This is a genomic window from Roseibium sp. (genome assembly GCF_965233565.1).
Classification (GTDB): Bacteria; Pseudomonadota; Alphaproteobacteria; order Rhizobiales; family Stappiaceae; genus Roseibium.
Genome location: NZ_OZ247494.1, coordinates 6,166,762 through 6,190,264 on the forward strand (window position 1 = coordinate 6,166,762; position 23,503 = coordinate 6,190,264).

Annotated in this window: 22 protein-coding genes; 9 read left to right on the top strand and 13 right to left on the bottom strand. The window is 57.1% G+C overall.

The features are described 5' to 3' along the window. Positions 1 to 107 precede the first annotated feature (107 nt). The 5 genes from ACO6TG_RS28035 (at position 108) to ACO6TG_RS28055 (ending at position 5,325) form a co-directional block, all read left to right on the top strand. The gene (locus ACO6TG_RS28035; RefSeq protein ID WP_422376217.1) at positions 108 to 1,127 is read left to right on the top strand and encodes an amino acid ABC transporter substrate-binding protein; all 1,020 of its coding nucleotides are present in this window, start codon (positions 108 to 110) and stop codon (positions 1,125 to 1,127) included. A gap of 226 nt (positions 1,128 to 1,353) precedes the next feature. After that, on the top strand, positions 1,354 to 2,568 hold the full coding sequence (locus ACO6TG_RS28040) for an amino acid ABC transporter permease (protein ID WP_422376218.1): 1,215 nt from the start codon (positions 1,354 to 1,356) through the stop codon (positions 2,566 to 2,568). Positions 2,569 to 2,579: 11 nt separating this feature from the next. Beyond that, on the top strand, positions 2,580 to 3,731 hold the full coding sequence (locus ACO6TG_RS28045; protein WP_422376219.1) for an amino acid ABC transporter permease: 1,152 nt from the start codon (positions 2,580 to 2,582) through the stop codon (positions 3,729 to 3,731). A 69-nt stretch (positions 3,732 to 3,800) separates the two neighbouring features. Then, the gene (locus tag ACO6TG_RS28050; RefSeq protein WP_094070574.1) at positions 3,801 to 4,604 is read left to right on the top strand and encodes an amino acid ABC transporter ATP-binding protein; all 804 of its coding nucleotides are present in this window, start codon (positions 3,801 to 3,803) and stop codon (positions 4,602 to 4,604) included. 16 nt (positions 4,605 to 4,620) lie between these two features. Then, on the top strand, positions 4,621 to 5,325 hold the full coding sequence (locus ACO6TG_RS28055) for a TIGR02117 family protein (RefSeq protein ID WP_422376220.1): 705 nt from the start codon (positions 4,621 to 4,623) through the stop codon (positions 5,323 to 5,325). On the opposite strand, the gene ACO6TG_RS28060 is transcribed toward ACO6TG_RS28055, so the two are convergent. After that, positions 5,302 to 5,937, bottom strand: coding sequence for a TetR/AcrR family transcriptional regulator (locus ACO6TG_RS28060; RefSeq protein WP_422376221.1), 636 nt, complete (start codon positions 5,935 to 5,937; stop codon positions 5,302 to 5,304). The genes ACO6TG_RS28055 and ACO6TG_RS28060 overlap by 24 nt on opposite strands. 74 nt (positions 5,938 to 6,011) lie before the next feature. Here ACO6TG_RS28060 and ACO6TG_RS28065 point away from each other — a divergent pair, with 74 nt between their 5' ends. After that, entirely contained in the window at positions 6,012 to 6,821 is an 810-nt protein-coding gene (locus ACO6TG_RS28065; protein ID WP_422376222.1) for an HD domain-containing protein, read from the top strand. 275 nt (positions 6,822 to 7,096) lie between these two features. After that, entirely contained in the window at positions 7,097 to 8,437 is a 1,341-nt protein-coding gene (locus tag ACO6TG_RS28070; RefSeq protein ID WP_422376223.1) for a protoglobin domain-containing protein, read from the top strand. 10 nt (positions 8,438 to 8,447) lie between these two features. On the opposite strand, the gene sseA is transcribed toward ACO6TG_RS28070, so the two are convergent. From sseA to ACO6TG_RS28105, 7 genes are all read right to left on the bottom strand, one after another. Beyond that, entirely contained in the window at positions 8,448 to 9,293 is an 846-nt protein-coding gene (sseA, locus tag ACO6TG_RS28075) for a 3-mercaptopyruvate sulfurtransferase (RefSeq protein WP_422376224.1), read from the bottom strand. A 9-nt stretch (positions 9,294 to 9,302) separates the two neighbouring features. Continuing rightward, entirely contained in the window at positions 9,303 to 9,776 is a 474-nt protein-coding gene (locus ACO6TG_RS28080) for a GFA family protein (protein ID WP_422376225.1), read from the bottom strand. 38 nt (positions 9,777 to 9,814) lie between these two features. Next, positions 9,815 to 10,531, bottom strand: coding sequence for an alanyl-tRNA editing protein (locus tag ACO6TG_RS28085; protein WP_422376226.1), 717 nt, complete (start codon positions 10,529 to 10,531; stop codon positions 9,815 to 9,817). 103 nt (positions 10,532 to 10,634) lie between these two features. Further along, positions 10,635 to 11,576, bottom strand: coding sequence for an NAD(P)/FAD-dependent oxidoreductase (locus ACO6TG_RS28090; protein WP_422376227.1), 942 nt, complete (start codon positions 11,574 to 11,576; stop codon positions 10,635 to 10,637). After that, positions 11,576 to 12,220, bottom strand: coding sequence for a LysE family translocator (locus ACO6TG_RS28095; protein ID WP_422376228.1), 645 nt, complete (start codon positions 12,218 to 12,220; stop codon positions 11,576 to 11,578). The genes ACO6TG_RS28090 and ACO6TG_RS28095 overlap by 1 nt, the downstream gene beginning before the upstream one ends. A 93-nt stretch (positions 12,221 to 12,313) precedes the next feature. Beyond that, positions 12,314 to 13,828: a cardiolipin synthase gene (cls, locus tag ACO6TG_RS28100; RefSeq protein WP_422376229.1), complete on the bottom strand. Its 1,515-nt coding sequence runs from the start codon at positions 13,826 to 13,828 to the stop codon at positions 12,314 to 12,316. A gap of 23 nt (positions 13,829 to 13,851) precedes the next feature. Beyond that, positions 13,852 to 14,886: a cysteine synthase A gene (locus ACO6TG_RS28105; RefSeq protein ID WP_422376230.1), complete on the bottom strand. Its 1,035-nt coding sequence runs from the start codon at positions 14,884 to 14,886 to the stop codon at positions 13,852 to 13,854. Between the two features lie 314 nt (positions 14,887 to 15,200). On the opposite strand from ACO6TG_RS28105, the gene ACO6TG_RS28110 reads away from it, so the two are divergent. Both ACO6TG_RS28110 and ACO6TG_RS28115 read left to right on the top strand, forming a co-directional pair. Next, a complete protein-coding gene (locus ACO6TG_RS28110; protein ID WP_422376231.1) occupies positions 15,201 to 15,866 on the top strand; it encodes a ChrR family anti-sigma-E factor in 666 nt (221 codons plus the stop codon). A gap of 58 nt (positions 15,867 to 15,924) precedes the next feature. Continuing rightward, on the top strand, positions 15,925 to 16,731 hold the full coding sequence (locus ACO6TG_RS28115; protein ID WP_422376232.1) for an SDR family NAD(P)-dependent oxidoreductase: 807 nt from the start codon (positions 15,925 to 15,927) through the stop codon (positions 16,729 to 16,731). Positions 16,732 to 16,766: 35 nt separating this feature from the next. Here ACO6TG_RS28115 and ACO6TG_RS28120 read toward each other — a convergent pair whose 3' ends face one another. The 5 genes from ACO6TG_RS28120 to ACO6TG_RS28140 form a co-directional block, all read right to left on the bottom strand. After that, the gene (locus ACO6TG_RS28120) at positions 16,767 to 17,996 is read right to left on the bottom strand and encodes a class I SAM-dependent methyltransferase (protein WP_422376233.1); all 1,230 of its coding nucleotides are present in this window, start codon (positions 17,994 to 17,996) and stop codon (positions 16,767 to 16,769) included. A 19-nt stretch (positions 17,997 to 18,015) separates the two neighbouring features. Next, the gene (locus ACO6TG_RS28125; RefSeq protein WP_422376234.1) at positions 18,016 to 18,867 is read right to left on the bottom strand and encodes a DUF1365 domain-containing protein; all 852 of its coding nucleotides are present in this window, start codon (positions 18,865 to 18,867) and stop codon (positions 18,016 to 18,018) included. Next, positions 18,864 to 20,162, bottom strand: coding sequence for an NAD(P)/FAD-dependent oxidoreductase (locus ACO6TG_RS28130; protein ID WP_422376235.1), 1,299 nt, complete (start codon positions 20,160 to 20,162; stop codon positions 18,864 to 18,866). Before ACO6TG_RS28130 ends, ACO6TG_RS28125 begins: the two co-directional genes overlap by 4 nt. Before the next feature lie 257 nt (positions 20,163 to 20,419). After that, a complete protein-coding gene (locus ACO6TG_RS28135) occupies positions 20,420 to 21,019 on the bottom strand; it encodes a hypothetical protein (RefSeq protein WP_422376236.1) in 600 nt (199 codons plus the stop codon). Positions 21,020 to 22,059: 1,040 nt separating this feature from the next. Then, positions 22,060 to 23,496, bottom strand: coding sequence for a M81 family metallopeptidase (locus ACO6TG_RS28140; RefSeq protein ID WP_422376237.1), 1,437 nt, complete (start codon positions 23,494 to 23,496; stop codon positions 22,060 to 22,062). Between the last annotated feature and the right edge of the window lie 7 nt (positions 23,497 to 23,503).

A 23,503-nucleotide genomic window follows, 5' to 3' on the forward strand; every position in this document is an offset into this window, starting at 1 on the left:
AAACGGCTGTCAAGGCCGGTAACCGTCCGGAACGCGAGACGGGGACGACCTCTTTCTAAAGAACCCGACGTAAAAAAGTATGGGTAACAAATAAAGGCTGCATATCCATGTCGAAAAAAATCCTTCCGCTCGTAATCGGCGCTGCTATGGGAGTCGCCGCGACGACGGCTGCCGGTGCAACGACGCTGGAAGACGTCAAGGCTAAGGGCTTCATTCAGTGTGGCGTGAGCCAGGGTCTTCCGGGCTTCTCTAACCCGGACGCACAGGGGAACTGGACCGGTCTCGACGTTGACCTTTGCCGCGCGATGGCCGCTGCCGTATTCGGCGACGCTTCCGCTGTAAAGTACACCCCGCTGTCCGCTAAAGAGCGTTTCACCGCTCTGCAGTCCGGCGAAGTCGACGTTCTGTCCCGCAACACCACCTGGACCATGTCTCGTGACACCCAGCTGGGTCTCAACTTTGCCGGTGTGAACTACTATGACGGTCAGGGCTTCATGGTTCGCAAGGACCTGGGCGTGACCTCCGCTCTGGAACTGTCCGGCGCGTCCGTGTGCACCAACACCGGTACCACGACCGAGCTGAACGTTGCTGACTACTTCCGTGCAAACAACATGCCGTACGAAATCGTCGCTTTCGAAAAAGCTGACGAAGTTGTCGCTGCATATGATGCCGGCCGTTGCGACGTCTACACCACGGATGCTTCCGGTCTGTACGCTCAGCGCCTGAAGCTGACCAACCCGGGCGACCACATGGTTCTGCCGGAAATCATTTCCAAAGAGCCGCTTGGTCCGGTTGTGCGTCAGGGCGACGATGAGTGGTTCAACATCGCAAAATGGACCCTCAACGCCATGCTCAACGCTGAAGAGCTGGGCGTGACGTCTGAAAACGTTGACGAAATGAAGTCTTCCGACAACCCGTCCGTCAAGCGTCTGCTCGGCGTTGAAGGCGCGTTCGGTGAAGCCATCGGCCTCAGCAACGACTGGGCTTACAACATCGTCAAGAACGTCGGTAACTACGAAGAGTCCTTCAACGCAAACGTTGGTCCGGACACTCCGCTCGGCATCTCCCGTGGCGTGAACGCCCTGTGGAACGACGGCGGCTTCATGTACGCTCCGCCGGTCCGCTAATAATCCTCATCTTTGACTGAGGATTGAAGGGGTTCCGGCGGGTCACTGCCGGAACCCTCAATAAATTCCACGCATAAAAAAAGGACATCAGTCCGAAATCGCGTGGGGGAACAGACTGCTTCCAACGATAGGGGCGTGCTGCCAAGGCGCGATAGGGAAGCAGTACAGTCACGATCGAGGAGAGGCTTCGGGCCGGGCTCTTTCGTGAAAACTTGGGCGAGGTTCTATGTCAGTAATGGAGCAGGACTCGGCGGGGGCGCCGGCGCGTGCTTCGCTGTTGAACGATCCCAAAGTCCGCGGGCTGTTTTATCAGGTGCTCCTGATTGCCGCGTTGGTCTTTTTTGGGTATTTCATCGTTACCAACACGATCGCCAACCTGGAACGGCAAAACATTGCCTCCGGTTGGGGCTTTCTTGAAAACACGGCCGGTTTCGGCATCATCCAGTCGATGGTGCCCTATTCGGAGACGTCGAGCTACGGCACGGCTCTTGTTGTCGGCCTGTTCAACACCATCCTCGTTGCTATTGTCGGCATCTTCTTTGCGACAATTATCGGCTTTGTTGTTGGAATTGCACGTCTTTCCAACAACTGGGTGATCAACCGCATCGCCTATTGCTATGTCGAGCTGGTTCGCAACGTGCCGCTGCTGCTGCAGATCTTCTTCTGGTATTTTGCAGTCTTGCGGGCGGTGCCGGGCAAACGCGAGAAGTGGTCACTGTTTGACACGGTTCACCTGAATATCGGCGGCCTTCGTTTGCCGAAGCCGATCTGGGAACCGGGGTCCTTCATGATCGGTATCGCACTTGTTGTGGCAATCGTCGCCTGTGTCGTGATTTCCCGATGGGCACACAAACGCCAGGATGCGACTGGGCAGCAATTTCCGATGTTCTGGACGGCTGTCGGCCTGATCATCGGCCTACCGCTACTGGCCTATCTGGTCATGGGCATGCCGATGCATCTGGAGCATCCGGTGTTCATTGATACCGGGCCGCGCATCCGGCAGGGATTTGAGCTGAATGTCGGTATCAACGTCATTCCGGAGTTCCTGGCTCTGACGGCTGCCTTGGCGATCTACACGGCGGCGTTCATTGCCGAGATCGTGCGTGCGGGTATCCAGGCGGTCTCGCATGGCCAGACGGAAGCCGCGCATGCCCTTGGCCTGCGCAATGGTCCGACGCTGCGTCTCGTGGTGATCCCGCAGGCCATGCGCGTGATCATTCCGCCCCTCACCAGTCAGTATCTGAACCTGACCAAAAACTCGTCTCTGGCGGTGGCCATTGCCTTCCCGGACCTCGTGTCCGTTGGCGGCACGGTTCTCAATCAGACCGGTCAGGCGATTGAAATCATCGGCATCTGGATGGCAGTCTATCTGTCGCTCAGCTTGCTCACGTCGGCCTTCATGAACTGGTACAACCAGCGCATGGCGCTCGTGGAACGGTAAGGAGCGCAATCATGGCTAACACTGATATCTTTCAGATCCGAACCGAGGAGGCGCCGCGTATGCCGGCGCCGGTCTCGACCACCGGTGCCATCGGCTGGATGCGGCAGAACCTGTTCTCCTCCATCGGCAACACCATTCTGACGGTTGTGGGCATTCTTCTTGCCTACTCGATCGTCGCGCCTTTCATCCAGTTCGCGTTGATCGACGCGGTCTGGACCGGTGAAAACCGTGAGGCCTGTCTGCCGCAGGATGGCGGTCATGGCGGCGCCTGCTGGGCCTATGTGAAGGCGTATCTGCCGCAGTTCATTTATGGTCGGTATCCGGTCGATGAAATCTGGCGTGTGAACATCGTCTATGCGCTGTTCCTGCTTCTGCTGGTGCCGCTTGCGATCCCGAGCGCGCCCTTCAAGAAGACAAACGCGATCCTGTTCCTGGTCGTTTTCCCGATCGTGGCCTATTTCCTGCTGACCGGTCTGGTGATCGGCGATGCGGTTATTCTGCCGATCGTTGAAACGGCTGTCTGGGGCGGGTTGCTGGTGACGCTCGTCATTGCGGTGACCGGTATCGTAGCCTGCTTGCCGCTCGGTATTGCTCTGGCCCTTGGCCGGCGCTCGAAAATGCCGATCATCAAGATGGTGTCTATCATCTTCATCGAGTTCTGGCGCGGTGTTCCGTTGATCACCGTTCTGTTCATGTCCTCGGTGATGCTGCCGCTGTTCCTGCCGGAAGGGGTGACCTTCGACAAGCTGCTGCGCGTCCTGATCGGCGTGACGCTGTTCTCCGCGGCCTACATGGCCGAGGTCGTGCGTGGTGGTCTCCAGGCGATTCCGAAAGGTCAGTACGAAGGAGCGATGGCACTCGGGCTGCGTTTCTGGCCGATGATGTATCTCATCATTCTGCCGCAGGCGCTGAAGCTCGTGATTCCGGGCATCGTCAACACCTTCATCGGCCTGTTCAAGGACACGACCCTGGTTCTGATCGTCGGCATGTTCGACCTTCTCGGCCAGATCCAGTCGTCCTTCACGGATCCGACCTGGTCGACACCGAGCCAGGGCCACACCGGCTATCTCTTTGCTGCAATTGTCTTCTTCGTGTTCTGCTTCGGCATGTCGCGATACTCCATTTTCATGGAGAAGAAGCTGCACACGGGACACAAACGCTAGCACACCAATTCCGGGGCGCGCGATGACCCGCAGCGCCCCGGCCATAAGACACTCTTGGAGTAAAATCTCATGTCTGAGAACGCTGTAAATCCGGAAGAGATCGCTGCCGATCGCTCCAAAATGCAGGTGTCCGACACGGACGTCGCCATCGAAATCAAGAACATGAACAAGTGGTATGGCGACTTTCACGTCCTTCGCGACATCAACCTGAAAGTCATGCGCGGCGAGCGCATCGTCATCTGCGGCCCTTCTGGGTCCGGCAAGTCCACCATGATCCGTTGCATCAACCGGCTGGAAGAGCATCAGGCCGGCAACATCATCGTCGACGGCATCGAACTGACGGATGACCTGAAGAAGATCGACGAGATCCGCCGCGAAGTCGGAATGTGTTTCCAGCACTTCAATCTCTTCCCGCATCTGACCATTCTGGAAAACTGCACGCTGGCTCCGATCTGGGTGCGCAAGATGCCGAAGAAGGAAGCCGAAGAGATCGCGATGCACTATCTTGAGCGCGTCAAGATCCCTGAACAGGCGCTGAAGTACCCGGGACAGCTCTCCGGTGGCCAGCAGCAACGCGTGGCGATTGCCCGTTCGCTTTGCATGAACCCGAAGATCATGCTGTTCGATGAGCCGACCTCGGCGCTTGATCCGGAAATGATCAAGGAAGTTCTGGACGTGATGGTCGGTCTTGCCGAGGAAGGCATGACCATGCTTTGCGTCACGCACGAAATGGGCTTTGCCCGTAAAGTCGCCAACCGGGTGATCTTCATGGATGAAGGCCAGATCGTGGAGCAGAACGAGCCGGAAGACTTCTTCACCAATCCGCAGCATGAGCGGACCAAGCTGTTCCTCAGCCAGATCCTTCATCACTGATCTGGTTCAGGCAGAAATGGCACGAATACTGCGTCGCGCAGTCCTGGTTTTCCTGACCAGTGTATTCGGCCTAACAGTTGCGATCGGCCTCGGAATTCTCATTCCGAGGCCGATTTTGGTTTCTGACGAGAAACCTGGAGATGCTGTTCCTGGCAAGGGGCAAACGCGCCGAATCCTGATCCTGTCGAACCCCATTCACACGGATATTGCATTGCCTGCGGATCCGGATGTTCTCCAGGCATTCGGGTTTGTCTCTGAAGGCGGACTGGAACTCGACTATCCCGGTGTCCACTGGATTGTGTTCGGTTGGGGCGGACGTTCCTTTTACATAGAGACACCGACCTGGGGGCATCTTCGGGCCGGTCCCGTCCTCGATGCGCTGACCTGGGATGCTTCTGTGATGCATGTCCGCCGGGCCGGAGCAATATCCGAGAACCTGGACACGGTTCTGGCTCTCGATCTGGAGGCCGCCAGCTTTAAACGCTTGCAGGAAGCTATCAGCGACAGTTTTCTGGTTGAAGACGACCGCCCGGTTCCGATCATCGGTGCGGCCTATGATGACCACGACATTTTTTTCCCGGCCAGGGGCGGTTTTAACGCGTTTTCGGGGTGCAATACCTGGACCGCGCGTATGTTGCGCGAGGGAGGTTATCAAACAGGTTTATGGACGCCGCTTCCCTTCGGCCTGACAAGTTCCCTAACTCTCCACAACGCTCTTTGACGTTTCTGGCAACAAGCGGTCCACAGCGCTTGCAGCCAGTCGCTTCAAGAGGTCTGGAGGATCTCCGGCCCGGGCGCGAATGGAAAGGCCGTGTAAAACCAGGGCCAGTTGCTGAGCGACCTCCTGAATGTCCTGCTCTGCCATGGTGCCATTGGCCTCATACCGGATCAGGGAGGCAAAGCCGCGATCGGTCCGCGTCAAAACCTGCGAAAGCGCGGATTGAAACTCTGCGTCGTCCATTATCTCAGCGGGAAGGGTGGTGATCGCGAAACATCCATAGGCCGCATCAGTGTGAAACGATTTCCCGGTGTATAGATCGATTGCAGCGGACAAGATTTCCTTCATTCGCGCATTTGCACCGGTCTGGGTCAAGCCGGCCTCGCGAAGATGGATGTGCATCTGATCGGCAAATCGCTCGATAACCTTGAGATACATGGCTTTCTTGCTGCCGAACGCAGAATAGAGACTTGGCCTGTTCAGCCCTGTTGCAGCGGCGATCTGATCGAGGCTGGTTGCGGCGTAACCGTGTCGCCAGAACACCTGCATGATCTGATCGAGTACGATCTCTTCGTCAAATTGCCTCGGCCGTCCGCGTTTGCTCTCGGTTTTCATTTTATACCAGTTCGCATAAAACAATCGACATGTCTATTTTTGTGCGATACGGTACAAAAAAAGAGGAGCCGGTGATGGAAAGGTTGTGGGACATGCCCGAAATCAAATCAGAGATGGGAACGGTTGAGTGGGGCCGGCGCCAGGGTGAGTTCAGCAAGGGGCGCTTGACCACCAGCGAAAAGGCGCGGCTGATTTTCAACATGGGACGCATGTTCACGCTGCAGGTGGCCGACAATGTAAAATGCCGATTGGGCCTGATGAATGCCTACGGCACCGAACTGGAGGGGTTGCAGCCACCGGATACAGCTCTTGTGAGCGACGCTCTTGAATTTGCTGATGACGTTCAGAACCTGGAACTGATGCGACACAGCTGGCGAACTTACTATTGGGCGCTGCTGCTTGGCGGGTACAGGGGCCTGTCTGTCGATAGGGAACTTCTCTTTGCGGCAGCCATCTTGCACGATGTCGGTCTGGCGGCAGGCCGGTCGGCCGAGCCAGGGCAGTGTTGCTTTGTTGTTTCAGGCGCCGAAAGGTGCAGGCATCACCTCGTCGGCAAGGGACATGACCGCGCCAAGGTGCGCAGGATTTCCGACGCGATCGGCCTCCATCTGAATGGTTATGTGTCTGCTCGCCTTCATGGGGCCGAGGCCCATCTTCTGTCACGAGGCGCCATGTGTGACGTCTTTGGAATGGGCCGCGCGCGGATCTCAAAGACAATTCGCGACAGGGTATTTGCCGACTATCCAAGAGGTGACCTGGTCAACGCTCTGGAAATCTGGCCCGATCACCATTTGCCGGGAACCCGAGCGGACACACTGATCAGGCTGGAGCGCAGGCAGACCAAAACCTCGGACCTGAAACCGGTATCTCAGCCGGGGGAATAGCAAGCCTGCCTCTCGGTCGGTCTGCTGAAACAGGAAGCGAAGCTTGCAAGGAAGCAGGCAGGAGGCCTCATGCTTGAATCTATGCCGATTCGTGTCATGGCTGTAAGTCGGTTGTGATCGGGGCGCGTCTCTTTAAAGTTGTATTGTCAGTTCTGGCTAGGGAGTAAGTTTCAGCTAGCTGAAAGTAATCGTGAATTGAGGCAGGCGTTGTGAGCAATTCAGGGTTTGTTCATGTTTCGAGAGTGACCTAGGGTCAGTTTTTGAGGGTGAATCGAATGCTTGATCAGGACAATGACTTTCACACGAGACTAAATTTTGCGCAGATTGACCAGGAAACGATAAGGGAACTTGCCAGCTTGTGGCCGGTTCTGCAGCCTGCGTTGGATGGCGTGCTGGCCGAATTCTACGCGCATGTCAAAACCCGTCCTGAGCTGTCGGCGCTGGTGGGAGACCAGCAGCCACGTCTGGTTGCCGCACAAAAGCGGCATTGGGAGAAATTGTTTACCAGCGGCTTCGACCAGGCTTATCGTGACAGCATCAACAGGATTGGTCATGTCCATTGCAAAATTGGTCTCGAGCCACGCTGGTACATTGCCGGATACCGGTTTGTGCTGATCAGGTTGCATGAGTTTCTCGTCCGCAAATACCGGCTGTCCGGCAAAAACCTTGGCAAAATGCTGAACCACGTGACCTCTGCGGTCATGTTGGACATGGATCTGGCGATTTCCACATACGAAGAACGGCTTCTTCAGGAGCGAGCGGAACAGACGAACAGACTGAACCGGGCCATAAGCGGGTTTCAGGAGAGCGTGGAAATCCCACTTGCGTCGGTTGACGAAGATGCCCGGGGCGTCGCCAATGAAGCTGAACAGCTCGCTGCTGTCTCAATGTCTGCCCGGGATCAAGTGAGCGCCGCGGGCACGGCATCCAGCGAGTCCAATCTCAGTGTGCAGACCGTGGCATCGGCAACGGAAGAACTTTCCAGTTCGATCCAGGAAATCTCCAAGCAGATCACCGGCGCGTCGCAGATCGCCAGCCAGGCGGCAGGCGGTACCGAACAGTCCAGCCAGCAGGTTGCCAGTCTGGCTGGTGCCGCGCAGAAGATTGGCGACGTCGTCGGTCTCATCCAGGCCATTGCAGAACAGACAAATCTGCTGGCGCTTAACGCAACAATCGAGGCAGCGCGGGCAGGGGATGCAGGCAAGGGGTTCGCAGTGGTCGCCAGCGAGGTCAAGACGCTGGCAGAGCAGACAGCCAATGCAACCGAGGACATCAGCCAGCAGGTCACCGAAATCCAGGAAAGCACCGGCAACGCCGTGGCGTCCATCCAGTCGATCTCGGAAGTCGTCAATCAACTGGACGAGATGACAGCATCTATCGCCGCTGCGGTCGAGGAACAGGGGGCAGCGACCCAGGAAATCTCACACAGTGTTCAAACTGTTGCGGCAGGCGCCCAGACACTCGATGAAAACATATCCGGCGTCGGTGACGCCGTCGAAACGACCGATGGCGCGGCTGCCAACTTGAGATCTGCTGCAAGCCGAATGTCTGAAAGCGCGAATTCCATCTCCAATGAAATCCGCGCCTTTTTCGAGACCTTGAAGACGGGGACCTAGCGCGCAGGTCTCAGTTACCAACCGTGACGATTTCGGTATCGTCTCGGCTTCCCCATTCCGCCCAGGACCCGTCGTAGAGTGCCAGGTCACGGGCGCCCAGAATGGTCAGGGCAAGGGTCAAAATGGCGGCCGTCACACCTGATCCGCAGGTGGTCGTGACAGGCCTGGCAAGGTCGACGCCGGCGTTTTCGAACACGCCCTTGAGCTCTTCTCTGGACAGGAACGTGCCGTCTTCACGGATAAGCTGGGTAAACGGCAGGTTCAGCGCCGTCGGCATGTGGCCCTTGCGCAGCCCGGCACGCGGTTCCGGGGCTTCTCCGGAAAAACGTGCGGCAGATCGTGCATCGAGGATCTGACGGTTTCCGGAGGTGATTGCGGTTTTTATGTCGCCCAGATCGGCGACGGCGCCATTGTTGAGGCGCGCGGAAAAGTGGCTCTGAACGCGCCGTGTTTCGTCATCGACGAAGGGCCGTCCTTCTGCACGCCATTTCGGAAACCCGCCATCCAGGACATAAACGCGTTCCGCGCCCATGCTGCGCAGGGTCCACCAGACCCGCGGCGCGGAGTAGAAGCCAAAGTCATCATAGACCACCAGCGTCTGGCCATCTCCAATGCCGAGTTTCCGCATGGCAGAGGAAAATACATGCGGCGCGGGCAGCATGTGCGGCAGGTCGCTGGAGGTGTCGCAGATTTCATTGACGTCAAAAAAGATGGCACCTGGAACATGCGCGTTCGGATAGACCGGAGGTGCGTCCGGGTGGGTGACGGGCGGCATCCAGGCATTGATGACCACCAGATCCGGCGACGACAAATGATCGGCCAGCCATTGTGTGGATACGAGCGGATGGTCAGTCATCTTTTGTCCTCAGGTCTCGAGAAGGTCTTTTGACCGGTGCCATTCTTCAATGGACTGGTCGGGATAGTGCTGGAAATGAATGTGACCCGGGCCATCTGGAACATCGATCCAGTCCGGTTTGTAGGCCAACATGATATGGACCGTTTCCGGCGGAACCGGCAAGGGGGTATCGATTGAACCGGCATGTGGATGGATGAGATCAGGCCAGCGCGGATCCCAGACCCATAGATGCGAACCGCAAGAACGGCAGAAGTGACGTTCCGCAGGGCTGGTTTTACCGTCAAGGATCGCGTTGTAGACGGATTTGGATTCAGCACCCTGAACCTTCAAACTTCTGGCATCTGCCATCAGATTGATCGCATACCCACCGCTGCCGCCGACCTTTCGGCAAATGGAGCAATAACAGCGCATATACGGATAAGGGGCCTTGCTCTCCAGCTCGAAGGAAACGGCACCGCAACGACAGCTTCCTGATAGTTTCATGTCCGGCCTCCCGTTTCAGCCAAGGGCGTGCGTGCGTCTCAATCCGTCAGGCGAATTCGTACGCGTCTGTTCTGTTTGCCCTTTTTCTCGATTTTTCCAAGCTCGAGCACGCCGATTTCAGAGGTCCTGCCCACATGCGTGCCGCCACAGGGCTGCAAATCGACATCGCCTCCGATCCGCACCAGACGCACCCGCCCGGAACCGCGAGGTGGTTTTACCGACATGGTTTTTACTAGGTCCGGATTGGCGTCCAGCTCTTCGTCGGTAATCCACTCGGTCGTGACGTCGTGGTCGCCGCCGGCAAGCACGTTAAGCTTTTCAAGCAATGCCTCCCTGTCGACGGTTTCTTCGCCCATGTCAAAATCCAAGCGGCCTTCGCCGTCTCCTATCTGGCCGCCCGTGACCGGATAGGGCAGGGCAACGGACAGCAAATGAAGGGCCGTATGCATGCGCATGAGCCGGTAGCGGCGCGCCCAGTCGATATGTGCCGTTAAACGGCTCCCGATTTCGGGAACTGCCTGTCCTTCTGCGGGAACGTGCACAACAGTCGACTTGTCAGCGTCATAAACAGTCGTGGCAATCTCGATCCGGCTTCCGTCTTCCTGTTCGAGCGCACCGCTGTCTCCGGGCTGTCCGCCTCCCATGGCGTAAAAAACGGTCCGGTCGAGCACGATGCCACCGCGTTCATTCACGTTCACAACCTGGGCTTCGCAGCTTCGAAGATAGGCATCATCCCGGAACAAGGGCGTGGTCATATGGGTCTCCTGATTGCTGACCTGAATTGAGCAATGATAGGCATTCTTCGCAAGTGCAAATTGCTCGTGGTGATGGCGCCTGGAAGGCTCTTTACTCCATTTGTCAGGATGAGCCGGGGATCACAGGAGATGAGCCTTTGCCGAAGCAAAGATCCATGACGATGCTTGCGGCCGCCAGGTTGCCCATATGCAAAGCTGTCGGAGTGTTCTGATGCCCCTGATAGACAAGGTCACCTGCCGCATAAAGGCCTGGAATGGAACTTCGGTACCCTTCATCGACCCACACAGAACCGTCTTCCCTCAAAGTGGGTGAAAGTCGCTCAACCAACTCCGGCACTTTCTGGTACGGATAGACCAGCAGACAGTCCAGATCGATTTTTCGCCCGTCTGGCATGAGGGTGCCGGTCAGAGCACCTTCTGATCCGTTCACGCCTTGCGGCAGGTTCGGCTCCACCTGAATGCCCAGGTTCAAAAGTTCCGAATGTCTGCTTTCATCCATTCCGGCGCCCGGGCCGACGAAATAGACCAGATCGTCTGACCAGTTCAGATAGATTTCCGCCGCCGCCAGCACCTCAGGGCGGTCGGCGAAGATGCCCCAGCGGGCACCTTGCCATTCAATGCCATGGCAGAACGGGCAATTGATAATGCTCCGCCCCCAAAAGGAATGAAGGTTCGTCAAAGGCGGATATTGATCAACCATTCCTGTCGCAAGCAGGACAAGATCCGCAGCCACGGTTTCTTCACTGAGGATCAGTTTGAAGACAGGCCCGGACTTCCGAAGATCTTCCACCTTGCCGCGTCTGAAGCTTGCATAGGGATAGGCAGAAATGTCGCTCCGGATTGCGCCGCGCACGTCGTCCGGCTTTTGTCGGTCCAGGCCGGGCAGGGAGGCGACAAACGGGGAAGCCCCGTTTCTTGCCGGCTCCTCCGACTCAATCACGAGAGTGCGGATCATGGATCGTGACAGGGTCAGGGCGGCCGCCAGACCTGCCGGACCGCCACCGACAATGGCGACCTGGACAGCAGTCTCGCGTGCGGCGGACATCAATTGTTGGCCTTGGCGACAAGCAGTTTCAGCGCGAAGGTTCCCATGATGCCGGCAAAGGCCCAGTCGAATGCGCGCATGAAGGTTGGCGATGACTTCAGGAAGCGTGCAAAGGCACTTGCCCCAAGAACCATCAAGGCGCAGATCGGCATGCCGAGCCCCACAAAATAGAAGCCAAGAAACAACAGTTTGCCAACAGCATGGGGGTCACTGGCACTCACGAACTGCGGCAGGAATGTCACGAAAAACAGGACGATCTTGGGGTTGAGAATGTTAACGCCAAGCGCCTGCAGCCAAACCCTGTGAAACGGTTGCTTTCTCGTTTTGGCGGCCTCCAAGGAGAAACTGGCCCCCTTGCTGATCGCCTGATAGGCAAGCCAGATCAGATAGGCGGCTCCGACAATCTTGAGCAAGGTAAAGGCAAGTTGCGACGCTGCCAGAAGGGCAGAGACGCCGATGGCGGCCAGGACGGTGTGCACGACAAGCCCCGCGGTCGCCCCGAGCACTGCAGCGAACCCGGCCATGCGGCCCTGGGTCAGGGTCTTGCTCATGAATAGGGTCATGTCCGGACCCGGGGTCACCGTGAGGACCAGGGCTGCTGCGGTGAAGGCAAGCAGCGTTGTAATGTCGGGGAGGAAAGTCATGGTCGGGGGGCCTCAAAGACGTGAAAAGGGCAGTTTAGGGCAAGGCCGGAAATTGCACCAGAGGGCAGAAAATCGATCGGGAAGGGGCTTGGACTACAGGATGGGAGACAGCAACCTTGCACCCTGGGCAAGCACCCTGAAGACGTAACTGCGGGACTGGAAGACGTCCGGCCAGGTCAGTCTGGCATTCTGAAAATCATTCGTGAGCATGGTCTCGACATTTCGGATCATGCGTTCGTGGGTAAACCAGAGTGTCAGTTCGAAATTGATCTGGAAGGACCGATTGTCGAAATTGACTGTGCCAATGGACACAAGGTCGTCATCCATAAGGGTGACCTTGGAGTGCAGAAACCCGTCCGTATAGCGATAGACCTTCACGCCGCGCTGAACGAAGGTGTCTTCATAGGCATGGCTTGCCAGCCACACCGTCCAATGGTCCCGTTTTTCGGGCAGGAGAATGCGCACGTCCACACCCCGCATGGCGGCCGCACATAGTGCGGTTTGAACGTCGAGCGAGGGCACCAGGTAGGGCGTCGTGATCCAGAGGCGCCGCTTGGCCTGCGCTGCCGCTTCAACGAAGGCAAGCGCGCATTCTTCCAGCTTGTCGGCCGGTCCGGTCGGCATCACCAGCACCGATTCATCGCCGGGCATGGGGATTTCGGTCACCTGGGGCAACTCGATCTGAGTGCCGCTGGCCCAAAGCCAGTCCTCGACAAAGGAAAGTGCACAGGCAACCGCTGCAGGACCTTCGACCCGGACATGGGTGTCCCGCCAGTGCCCGAACCATTTGTCGCGCCCGACATATTGGTCGGCGACATTGTGTCCGCCGACATAGGCCTCGACATGGTCGACGACGACAAGTTTGCGGTGATTGCGATAGTTGAGCCTCATTGGGCCCAGCAATCTGAGAAACTTGTGGTTTTCATTGAAACCGCAAACGCGGACACCGGCGTCTTTCAGGCGGTGTATGAATTCTCGCGACAGCGCGTGGCTGCCAACATCGTCATAGAGGAAGTAGACCTCGACACCTGCCTTTGCCCGTTCGATCAGTGCATCGGCCATCTCGCGGCCGAGTGCGTCGTCATGAATGGCAAAAAACTGGAAGAAAACGACAGTTTGCGCCCGAGCGATTGCATCCTTGATGGCACCGAAGGTTGCTTCGCCATCGATCAGCAGTTTGGCCTTGTTGCCCGCCAGGAAGGGAACACCTGCCACACGCGACAGGACTGGCCAGTCCCGTGTTTCCTCGTGATCCGTCAGTCCAAGCTCATCCGCGCGCCGTGCCCGCTCGGACCGGCCGAGCGTTGCCTGGATCTTGGCGTAGTCGCTGAAAGAACGCCATCCGAAAACGAAGTAAAGCGGTACGGTGATATAGGGCAGGAAGAACAGTGACAGCAGCCAGGCAACAGACCCTTGCGAGGTTCGGGAATTCATGACCTCGCGCACCGCGCAAATCCCGGCCGTGACATAGAGGGCCGCAACGAAAGCCGCGACCAGTCCAAGGTTGTTGGCCATGGTGTCCAGGAGGCCCGCATCCGTCACTGCGTCGTGAATCACCGTTTCAGCGGGGCCACCAGTGTCAGGGATTGCGGGAGCATCCTGTTCCATGAGTTGTTTGGCGCTTCAATCGCTCAGGCAAATGGCGGCGTGATAGTGACCTCACGCTCCAGCCAGGCCGGAACCGGCAGGTTTTTCGACCGCAGAAACTCCGGATTGTAGAGTTTCGACTGATATCTTGTGCCGTGGTCGCACAAGATGGTGACAATGGTTTTGCCCGGACCGAGTTCGCGTGCCAGGCGGCGTGCACCGGCCAGGTTGATGGCGGAGGAACCGCCGAGCAGGAGCCCTTCGTTCTCGGCCAGATCAAAGACGAGAGGCAGGGCCTCTTCGTCCGGGATGGTCCAGGCATGATCGATCTTCAGGTCCTCGACTATCACCGTGCTGCGGCCGAGACCGATGCCTTCGGACACGGAGCCACCTTCTGAGGCCACCGCGTCGCCTGAGGTGAACAGCGACTGCATCGCCGCACCGCGCGGATCCGCACAGCCGATTACGACCCCTGGTTTGTTTTCCTGCAGAAAGGTGGAAACTCCGGCGAGCGTTCCGCCCGAACCGACCGCGCAAATGAACCCGTCGACCCGGTTGCCGGTCTGAGCCAGAATTTCCGGGCCTGTGGTCATATAGTGGGCTTTGCGATTGTCGAGATTGTTCCACTGATCGGCAAAGATGACGCCGTTCGGCTCGGTCTTGGCCATATCTTCAGCCAGGCGGCGAGCGACGTGCTGATAGTTGTTCGGGTCCTTGAACGGTTTGGCCGGAACTTCGACAAGCTCTGCACCGCAAAGGCGTAGCATGTCCTTCTTTTCCTGGCTCTGGGTTTCCGGGATCACGATCACAGTCCGGTAGCCGCGAGCGCTTGCCACCAGGGCAAGTCCGATGCCCGTGTTGCCGGCAGTGCCTTCCACGATGACCCCACCAGGTTTCAAATCACCGCGCGCCTCTGCTTCCAGGATCATCTGGCGGGCTGGGCGGTCCTTGACGGATTGACCAGGGTTCATGAACTCCGCCTTGCCAAGGATCTCGCAACCGGTTTCCTCGGAAAGGGCCTTCAGGCGGATGAGGGGCGTGTTCCCGATCGCATCGACAACAGAAGCGGACACAGACATATTCTTGGTTCCTGGCTGATCTGGTCCGGAGGTCTTGCCGGACCGATTTTTTTGACGTGAACCGGACGCTAAAGGTCGCCGGCACCTTGATCAAGAATGCAATGTAATGTGAAGTGTACTGAATACCAGCCGAGATCGACATGGAGCTTGGCTTTTTTGCAGTCCGATTGAAGGTGCGCCGGCAATTAATCAGCCCAGACGCTGGACTGAAACTCAATTTCAAATATTTATGGTGCTAATGATGATCCGAGCCTTGAGGCGCAGCGTATCGCGCTAGAGGCAACTTGAAACGCTGGAGTTCTATGAGAGCGGCAATGGAAAAGAATGTGACCGGTATGGATGAATTGTTGGCCGGCTATGCAGCCGGGACGCTGTCCTATCCGGCTCAGGCACTGGTTGGTGCACATCTTGAGCTGAGCAGTCAGAACCGGGGTTACGTTTCATCCCTCGAAACACTGGCCGGAGCCGGTCTCGAGAGTTGCGAGCCTGTCGCCATGTCTGATCGTGAAATGGCGCTTTCTGCCATTTTCGACACGGACGGGGCTGATCTCAACGACAATCTTCCAGGGGCTCTGTCGACCAACGCTCTCGGCACGAGGGCGCCCGGTGTGCCCGGGTCGCTTCAGGCGATTGTCGGCGATACTCTGGAGAACTTGCCTTGGAAAACGCTGCTGCCGGGCGTCAAGGAATGCAAGTTTGACGAAATCGATGGCTGCAACAGCAGCCTGCTGTGGGTGCGCGCAGGGCGTGCCATGCCTTCCCATACCCACCATGGAACGGAATTGACGCTGGTACTCAAAGGCGGCTTCCGGGATGATGACGGGCATTACGTTGCAGGCGACCTCGCCTATGCCGACGGGGATGTCGATCACAAGCCTGTTGCAGACGAGGGCGAAGACTGCATCTGTTTTGCCGTGACTGCAGGCCGCTTGCAGTTGACCGGCCCGGTCGGACGCTGGTTTGCCCCCTTCATGCGTTAAATGAGATCCGAACCCCAGGTGGCTTGCGTAGAACAGGCAAACCACTTGGGAGACTGTTTTGCCGAAAAAACAATATGTTGCCACGCCGACGGACGGGTGTGCCTGGATCACGGGTGCAAGTTCGGGGATCGGGCGTCAGCTTGCGCTTGATCTGGCGCGGGATGGATGGACCGTCGTCGTCACGGCCAGATCCTTGTCTGCCTTGACAGAACTTGAAGCGCAGGCGGCCGATTTGAGCGGACGGATCTGTGCCTATGCAGGCGATGTGGCAAATACTGAGCTGATGCAGCACATGGCGGCGGAGATCGAGGAACAGGTCGGTCCGGTGGTGCTGTTGGTTGCGAATGCCGGCATCTATCTGCCGCAGGATGGTCTTTCCGGCCATGTTGAAGACTATCGCAAAACCTTCGAGGTCAATCTCATGGGGACGGTCAACGTGCTGTTGCCGGTGATCGAGCGCATGAAGGAAAGGGGCAGGGGACAGATCGGTGTTGTGTCATCGGTTGCCGGATATGGCGGCCTGCCGACCTCTGCAGCCTACGGTGCGAGCAAGGCGGGTCTGATCAACATGGTCGAGTCGCTGAAGTTCGATCTGGATCTCGCCGGCATTCGCATCCAGCTGATCAATCCCGGGTTTGTCGACACGCCTGCCACGAAGTCCAATCCGTTTCCAATGCCGCATCTGATGACGGTCGAGGAAGCTGCACTGGATATCGTGAAAGGGTTGAACCATCCGACGAGGTTCGAAATTGCCTTTCCCGGCCCATTTGTCCGGCAACTCAAATTTCTACAGCTTTTGCCTTACCGGGCCTATTTTGCCCTGTTGAAGCGAACCACGGGCTGGTCAGAAAAAAAGGCCGGTTAGCAACCGGCCTTTCATTTCTGCTGTCGCAAAGGCCCTTAGCCTGATTTGACATAGACCATCTGGCGCACATCGATGTTGCCGGCGCGAAAACCGGCTTCACAATAGTGCAGGTAGAACTCCCAGAGACGCTTGAACCGTTCGTCAAACCCGAGCGGGCTGATTTGGGGCCAGGCCTGGCGGAACCGCTGACGCCATTCCGCCAGCGTGCGGGCATAGTCCTGCCCGAAAATCTTCTGATCCATGAGGTCCAGACCCAGAGATTTGCCGATTTCCATAAGCCGGGTTGGCGGCGGAAGCATGCCGCCTGGAAAGATATAGCGCTGGATGAAGTCGGTGCCGCGCTTGTAATCTTCGAACATGGTGTCCTGAATTGTGATGATCTGTAAACCTGCCCGGCCACCCGGTTTCAGGCAGGTGGACAATTGCCGGAAATAGGTCGGCCAGTACTTCTCTCCGACGGCCTCGAACATCTCGATTGACGCGATGCGATCGAAGACGCCCTTTTCGTCTCTATAGTCCTGAAAGACCACGTCGACCTTCTCGTTCAGGCCCGCCTTGTAGATGCGCTCGCTGGCATATTCGAACTGCTCCCTGGAGATGGTAAGCGCCCGCACATGCGCACCGACTGTCTTGGCGACATGTTCGGCAAATCCGCCCCAGCCGCAGCCGATTTCCAGAACCATGTGGTCCGGTTCAATGCCGGTTTGGCGCACAAGCGAGGCGTACTTCTCCTTTTGGGCCTGTTCGAGATTGTTGGTCTCGTTGCTGTAGATGGCCGAAGAATAGGTCATCGACGGGTCGAGCCATTCCTTGTAGAAGGCGTTGCCCAGATCATAGTGCGCGGAGATGTTGCGTTTCGACCCGCGCTTCGTATTCGAGTTCAGCCAGTGCCGGATGGACAACAGGAAACGCGATATCGGGCGACCCTGCAGCGCCTCCAGGGTCGATTCCTGGTTGATGCAGAAGACCTCGAGAAAGGTCGTCACATCGGGAGACGACCAGTAACCGGCCATGAAGGCTTCGCCGACACCGACATCTCCCGCCTGCACGGCCATTCGGAAGAACTTCCAGTTATGGATTTTCAGTACGCCGTGCGGACCGGCTTCTCGCCCGTTGATCATATAGGTACGTCCGTCCGGAAACTGAATTTCCAGGGATCCGTAGCGGATTTTCAGCGCCAGGCTCGCTGCCATGCGGGCAAGGCGCGGTGTCCCCTTCAATTCTTTCCGGAGATTTTCCTGAGTCAGGACAATAGGCTCACTCATGGCAGAACCTCTTGAAATATCATTGTTTTGATGCCAGCGCCGTTTCTTGGACGTGACGGACCGGTCCCCCATCCGGTACGTCCCTGTCGGGCCGACGATGAAATGGTACACGCTTGCGCCAGATTTTAAAGGCTTCCCAGTGAATTGCGCCCATCACCTTGAGTGTGAGAAAGGGAACACGCAAGCAGGCCCTGGCGAGTGTGCTTGTCCGAAAGGGCTTCAGCACACCGGAAAAGGTCGCGGAGAGGAGAGGGCCCTCGGCATCTGTTTCCAGGATCCTGACGCGCACGGTTTCGCCGGGCGGCAGCATTCGAAAGTGATAGTGCTGGTCCATGCTGATGAAAGGAGAAACGTAAAACTCCTTGCGCTGCTCCTGCCGGATGCCGGCATCACTGATCTGCCCGTCGCGCACAGGGGCCACATAAGTATGCAGGCCGCCAAACGTGTTGCGCACTTCATAAACCAGTGCTGTCAACTGATCCTGTCGGTCATAGACGTAATAGACACTGAGCGGATTGAAGCCGTATCCGAGAAGCCGAGGATAGGCGAGCAGGAGTATCCGCTGAGGTCGGTCCACCTGTTTATCCCGCAACAAGCGTTCGACATGGCCTCGCAGGCTGCTGCCATCCCTTGGACCATGATCCTTCTCGTGAAAAGACAAGAGGTTGAAGCGGTTGATCGAAAACAGCCTGCTCAGCTTGCCGGCCTCATTCAGGCGGTCGAGATCAAGCAGCGTTGTGAAGACGGAATAACTGAAGCGATGCTGCCTAGGCTTCATGCGTTGATGCATGACCGCACCGTCGTAAAGGGCTGCGGCCGCTTCAGGCGGCAGCCCATTGTCTCTCCAGCGATTGCTTGGCTTTGCCGTCATTCGGCGGCGTCCAGGAATTGCGGCCGCGATTCTTCACGGTCCCAAGGCAGACGCGCTCCGAGTGCGCGCGCCACGTCCAGACCCGACGCAAGTCCATCTTCGTGAAACCCGTGTCCGCGCCAGGCGCCACAATACCAGGTGTTGTTCACCCCCTGGATTTCCGACAGCCGTTTTTTTGCTGCCAGCGCAGCCGCGTCAAACTGCGGATGATCATAAACATATTTTGCGAAGGTCCGGTCATCGCGCGGCGCCTTGTAAGGGTTCAGCGTCACGAAAACGGGCTTGGAGCGATCGATATTCTGGAGCCGGTTCATCCAGTAGCTGACCGTAACGTCGCGTGTCTCTCCAGCTTCTCTGTCGGACATGTAGTTCCAGGACGCCCATACCCGCTTGTTTTTGGGCATCAGATCTTCGTCACGGTGAAGGTAGACTTCGTTCGGTCGATATCGGATCGCACCCAGGATGTCCTGCTCTGCTTCACTCGGGTCCCCCAGCATGGCCAGGCTCTGGTCGGTGTGGCTCGCAAGGACCACTTGATCAAACGTGTCCGTATTCCCAGAGCTGTCGGTGACAAGGACACGTCCGTTCTGACGCTGAATGCGCGTGACCGGTGTTCCGAGGCGGATCTGGCCGGCCAAAGGGGCCACCAGCCGTTCCACATAATTCCGGCTGCCACCGGAAATCGTTCTCCAGAGCGGGCGTTCGAAGGACAAAAGCCGATGATTTTCAAAGAATGCCACGAAGCTTTCGGCCGGGTAGGCGCGCATTTCATTGATGGGCGTTGACCAGATCGCCGCACCCATGGCCAGAAGATAGTCGTTGATGAAACCAGAGGAATATTGCTCATTGTCCAGGTAGGTGCCGAGTGTGACACCGCTCAGGCGACCTTGCCGAAGATCATCAACCGACCTCTTGTTGAAGCGGAAAATGTCCCGCAGCATGCGGAGAAAGCGCGGAGAGACCAGGTTCCTGCGCTGCGCAAATACCGAATTCAGACTGTCGCCGCACCATTCCAGTTTGCCGTCGTCGGCTGAGAGCGCAAAGCTCATGTCACTTACTTCGCTCGCGACCCCGAGGTGGTCGAGCAGAGCTGTAAAATTCGGATAGTTGCGTTCGTTGTAGACGATGAAACCGGTGTCGACTGAAAGCGGGGTTCCGCCATAATCAATGTCCGCGGTGGCGCTGTGCCCACCGGGCCGTAGCCTTTTTTCGTACAATACGACTTCATGTGAAGAACTGAGCGCCCAGGCAGCGCTGTTTCCGGAGATCCCGGAGCCGATGACGGCAATCCGCATGGTTTATCCTTCGGCGTGACCAACGAGCCGGTGAAACCGCAGGCCCAAAAGTCTGGTTCATCATTATTGTTCTGTCGGGTTACGCCAAGTGGAAACGGTCAGATCACGCAGGTCAATGATTTCTCTAAATTTTTTCTAGCGTTGCGGAGCTGGGCCGGCTCGAAGCAAGAGGAAACCTGCCTTTGCGGAGTGAATGCATGAAACAGAGGCGCCCCGCCCGGAGAGCCGGACGGGGCAAGAACAACGGCGAGCGGCACTCAAGCCTGAATCGTGTCAACCAGCCAGTTCCAGGCGACCTTGACCCGCGAGCCGGCGGCATCAAAAAACGCAACGATCTTGTTCCAGACCATCTCACCGAAATCGGCGACCTGAAGCATAGTGCCACGTTTTTGGAGCGGCTCGCTGCCGGTTTCAATCAGCTCAACGGTGGTTGCGTCGGCGCCTTCGTTGACGACGCGACGCGTCACCATGAGAGTGCCTTCATTCATAAGCCGGGACTCGTCCTTGCCGGCAACCACGTTGTCCTGATCCATCGCCCTGACAACGACGGCACGACCGTCTGGCAAAAGATGCGTTTCGTTGGTGCTGACCTCAGAATCGTAAATGACTTCGCCATAGGAATCGATCAATTCCACCCAAACAGCCTTTCGGCCGTCGAGTTCAATTTCACCCACCCAAATGGTCAGTTCACTCTCTAACGGGTCCACCTGTTCCTGGGTGGCAGACGCGACTGTGACCGCAAGACGGTCCTCAGGCAACGTGATTGTTTCCTGAGGCAATGGGGCCGCAGAAGCGCTTCCCGCCAGGGCGAGGATGAGGCCAAGCGCAATAATTCCTGCTTTGCTATTCCGTTGCATGTACGCCTCCCAAGGCTAATACAACTTCATTCACCGCTTTTGGGGTCTCTTGGCTTGTCCTTTTCGGACATTTTTCAATAGTTTATGCCTTGCGCCCCTATTTTGCGCGGTCACGATTTTGCCATTATCGCACCACATTCTGCCGAATGGGTGTAATAAAGATCACAAATTCACCCTTAATCAGTTACATTTCGGTAATAAGTGTGGTCTGAGGGCCGCAGATCAAGGTGTATCACTCGCCCGTGATCGGTTTTGCCTCGTCATAACTTACAATGCCTCTGCGTAAGTTTCTTGACTGTGACATTTTTGCAAGCATTTTGGGGCGTATTTCGCGCAATTTGGCGCTGTCGACTGTGGAGACGTCAATCCACGTGACCATTTCAGATGTTTAATGAAGAATTGCCTGTGCGTAAAACAAACGCTCTATCGTTTTACCGATAGAGCGTTTCGGGCTTCAGCACAGTCGATGGGGCCGTGTGCTAATAAGCCCATATGCCAGCAATCACGGCAAACTTGCCGTTGGCGGTCGTGTTCATGTGGGCTTTGCCTCTTGAAGAACACCAACATAGCTGAAATTTCATACTGACCGTTCGTTCATATTCAATATTGTCAAAATTAACAATATAAAGCAGCCGGGCGCAACCCTGAAAATCTGTGTTCCTTCTAAGTGGCTGAAAGTAGGAGGGAAAGCTAGTGTTGTTGTACGGTTGATCAATTTTTTATGCTTCTAATTTAGTCAGATTAATATTTAAGCTCGGCACGTATTCGTGGATATTTTATGTCTGAAAGACTAGTTCTTTGCTCATTGGCAACAGTGAGTCGTCTAACAGTGGCAGGCTGGAGCCTCTTCTGCTGGTCGCTGGCGCAAGGTTAATAGTGTCCCGAACCGCATTGATAAACTGACAGCAGCCAGGCAGTGCCCTCAGTGGCGGCAAAATACTTGGACGGGTGCCGTCCGCATTCTGTCGCGGGCTTCTGGTTACTCTTCGCCAGTTGCAGCAACGGTTCAGGCGGCTGGCAGAACGAAGTTTCCGATAAATTCAGTCTGGTGCGCGCGCAGAAACGATGGCCTTGGCCTTCCAGTCAAACGATGTCTGAAAGGGAAAGCAGGGGGATTGGCGGTTTTGATTTTGCAGACCGCAGATATCCTGGCTGACGGCGCCTTCGGTGAGCGCCATCCTTGCAGGGTTCGCCAAGGGGGCGAGTTCTGGTGAAAGATAGCCGGATTTGACGATAAGGAAACGCGCCTTTTCAGGTTCAAGGCCAAATCGACGAAAGTCGTCCAACGCGTGAAACGGCCTGCGCCGTTCGGTCAGAATGACATGATTGTTCCGGATGGTAATCAGCAATTCGCGATCGCCCGACGAGGCCTCACCGAGTTTGGCAATGATCCGGCAGGTCGCAGAAACCCGGGAGCAGGAACTGCCGAGTGCCCCGCCAATCGTAAGCTGTACCTCGTCGCCTTCTTTGAACGTCCAGGCGCTCTCTACGGCATGCGGGTCGGCGATACCGGCAAACACCGCATCTGTCAGACCGCTGGAAAGCCATTCCGACAAGACGTCTGCCCTGTCGCCGACGCCGCCACCTGTCGGGTTGTCCCCGCTGTCTGCCAGAATGAAAGGCCATGTTTCTGCTGTCTTTGCATCATCCAGACAGGCACTCAAAGGCTTTGTCGGAACGCCGAAATCGAAGCGCGCACGGGACTGCCAATAGCTCTCCGCGATCTGTTCAGCGGCTTGCGAGACCGCAGCCTTGTCCGTACCGGTGACAACCGCGGCGGCTGTGGCCCTGGGTATGTCGGCCCAGACATAACCGACCATCAGATTGGAATCGCTTACCCCCGAACGCTGGTCGAAATTCGGCAGCCTGTTGTAAAGGGACCTGGTCGGTTCGTCCTCGGTGCTTGTTTTTTCCCCCGGCAGCAAAACCGGCACGGGTGCATAGGCAACCAGGCGGGGCTGGCCACCACGTAGTTGGTCCGTGAGTTCGAGTGCGGCCCGCACATGCGTTTCCGTGACATCGATATGTGGAGCTGTCCGGTAGGCGCAGAAAATGTCGATCTGGTCGATGATCTTTTGGGTGACGTTGCCATGCAGGTCATAGCTGACAGCAATGGGAACGGCCGGACCGACGAGCTGGCGGACTGAAGCGATCCAGTCACCTTCCACGTCCTCCAGCCCAGGCACATGCATTGCACCATGCATGATCAGCAAAACGCCGTTTACAGGCAGCGTGGCTTCCAGTTCCTGAAGGAACTGCGTCTTGAACGCTGAATAGCAGTCCGGCTTTACGGGCCCACCCGGGATGGACCGCGCGTGAAACAGCGGGCTGAAGGTGACATCGGAAAACCGCTCCTCCAGCAGGCCGCATTGCTCAAGCAGCGTCTTGCCGCGGACGACCCTAAAGTCATCCGCGGTTTGCTGCAGGGGGGAATAGGTGCTGCATTCCGTATGAATGCCGCCGACCGCGATCTTCATGGAATGC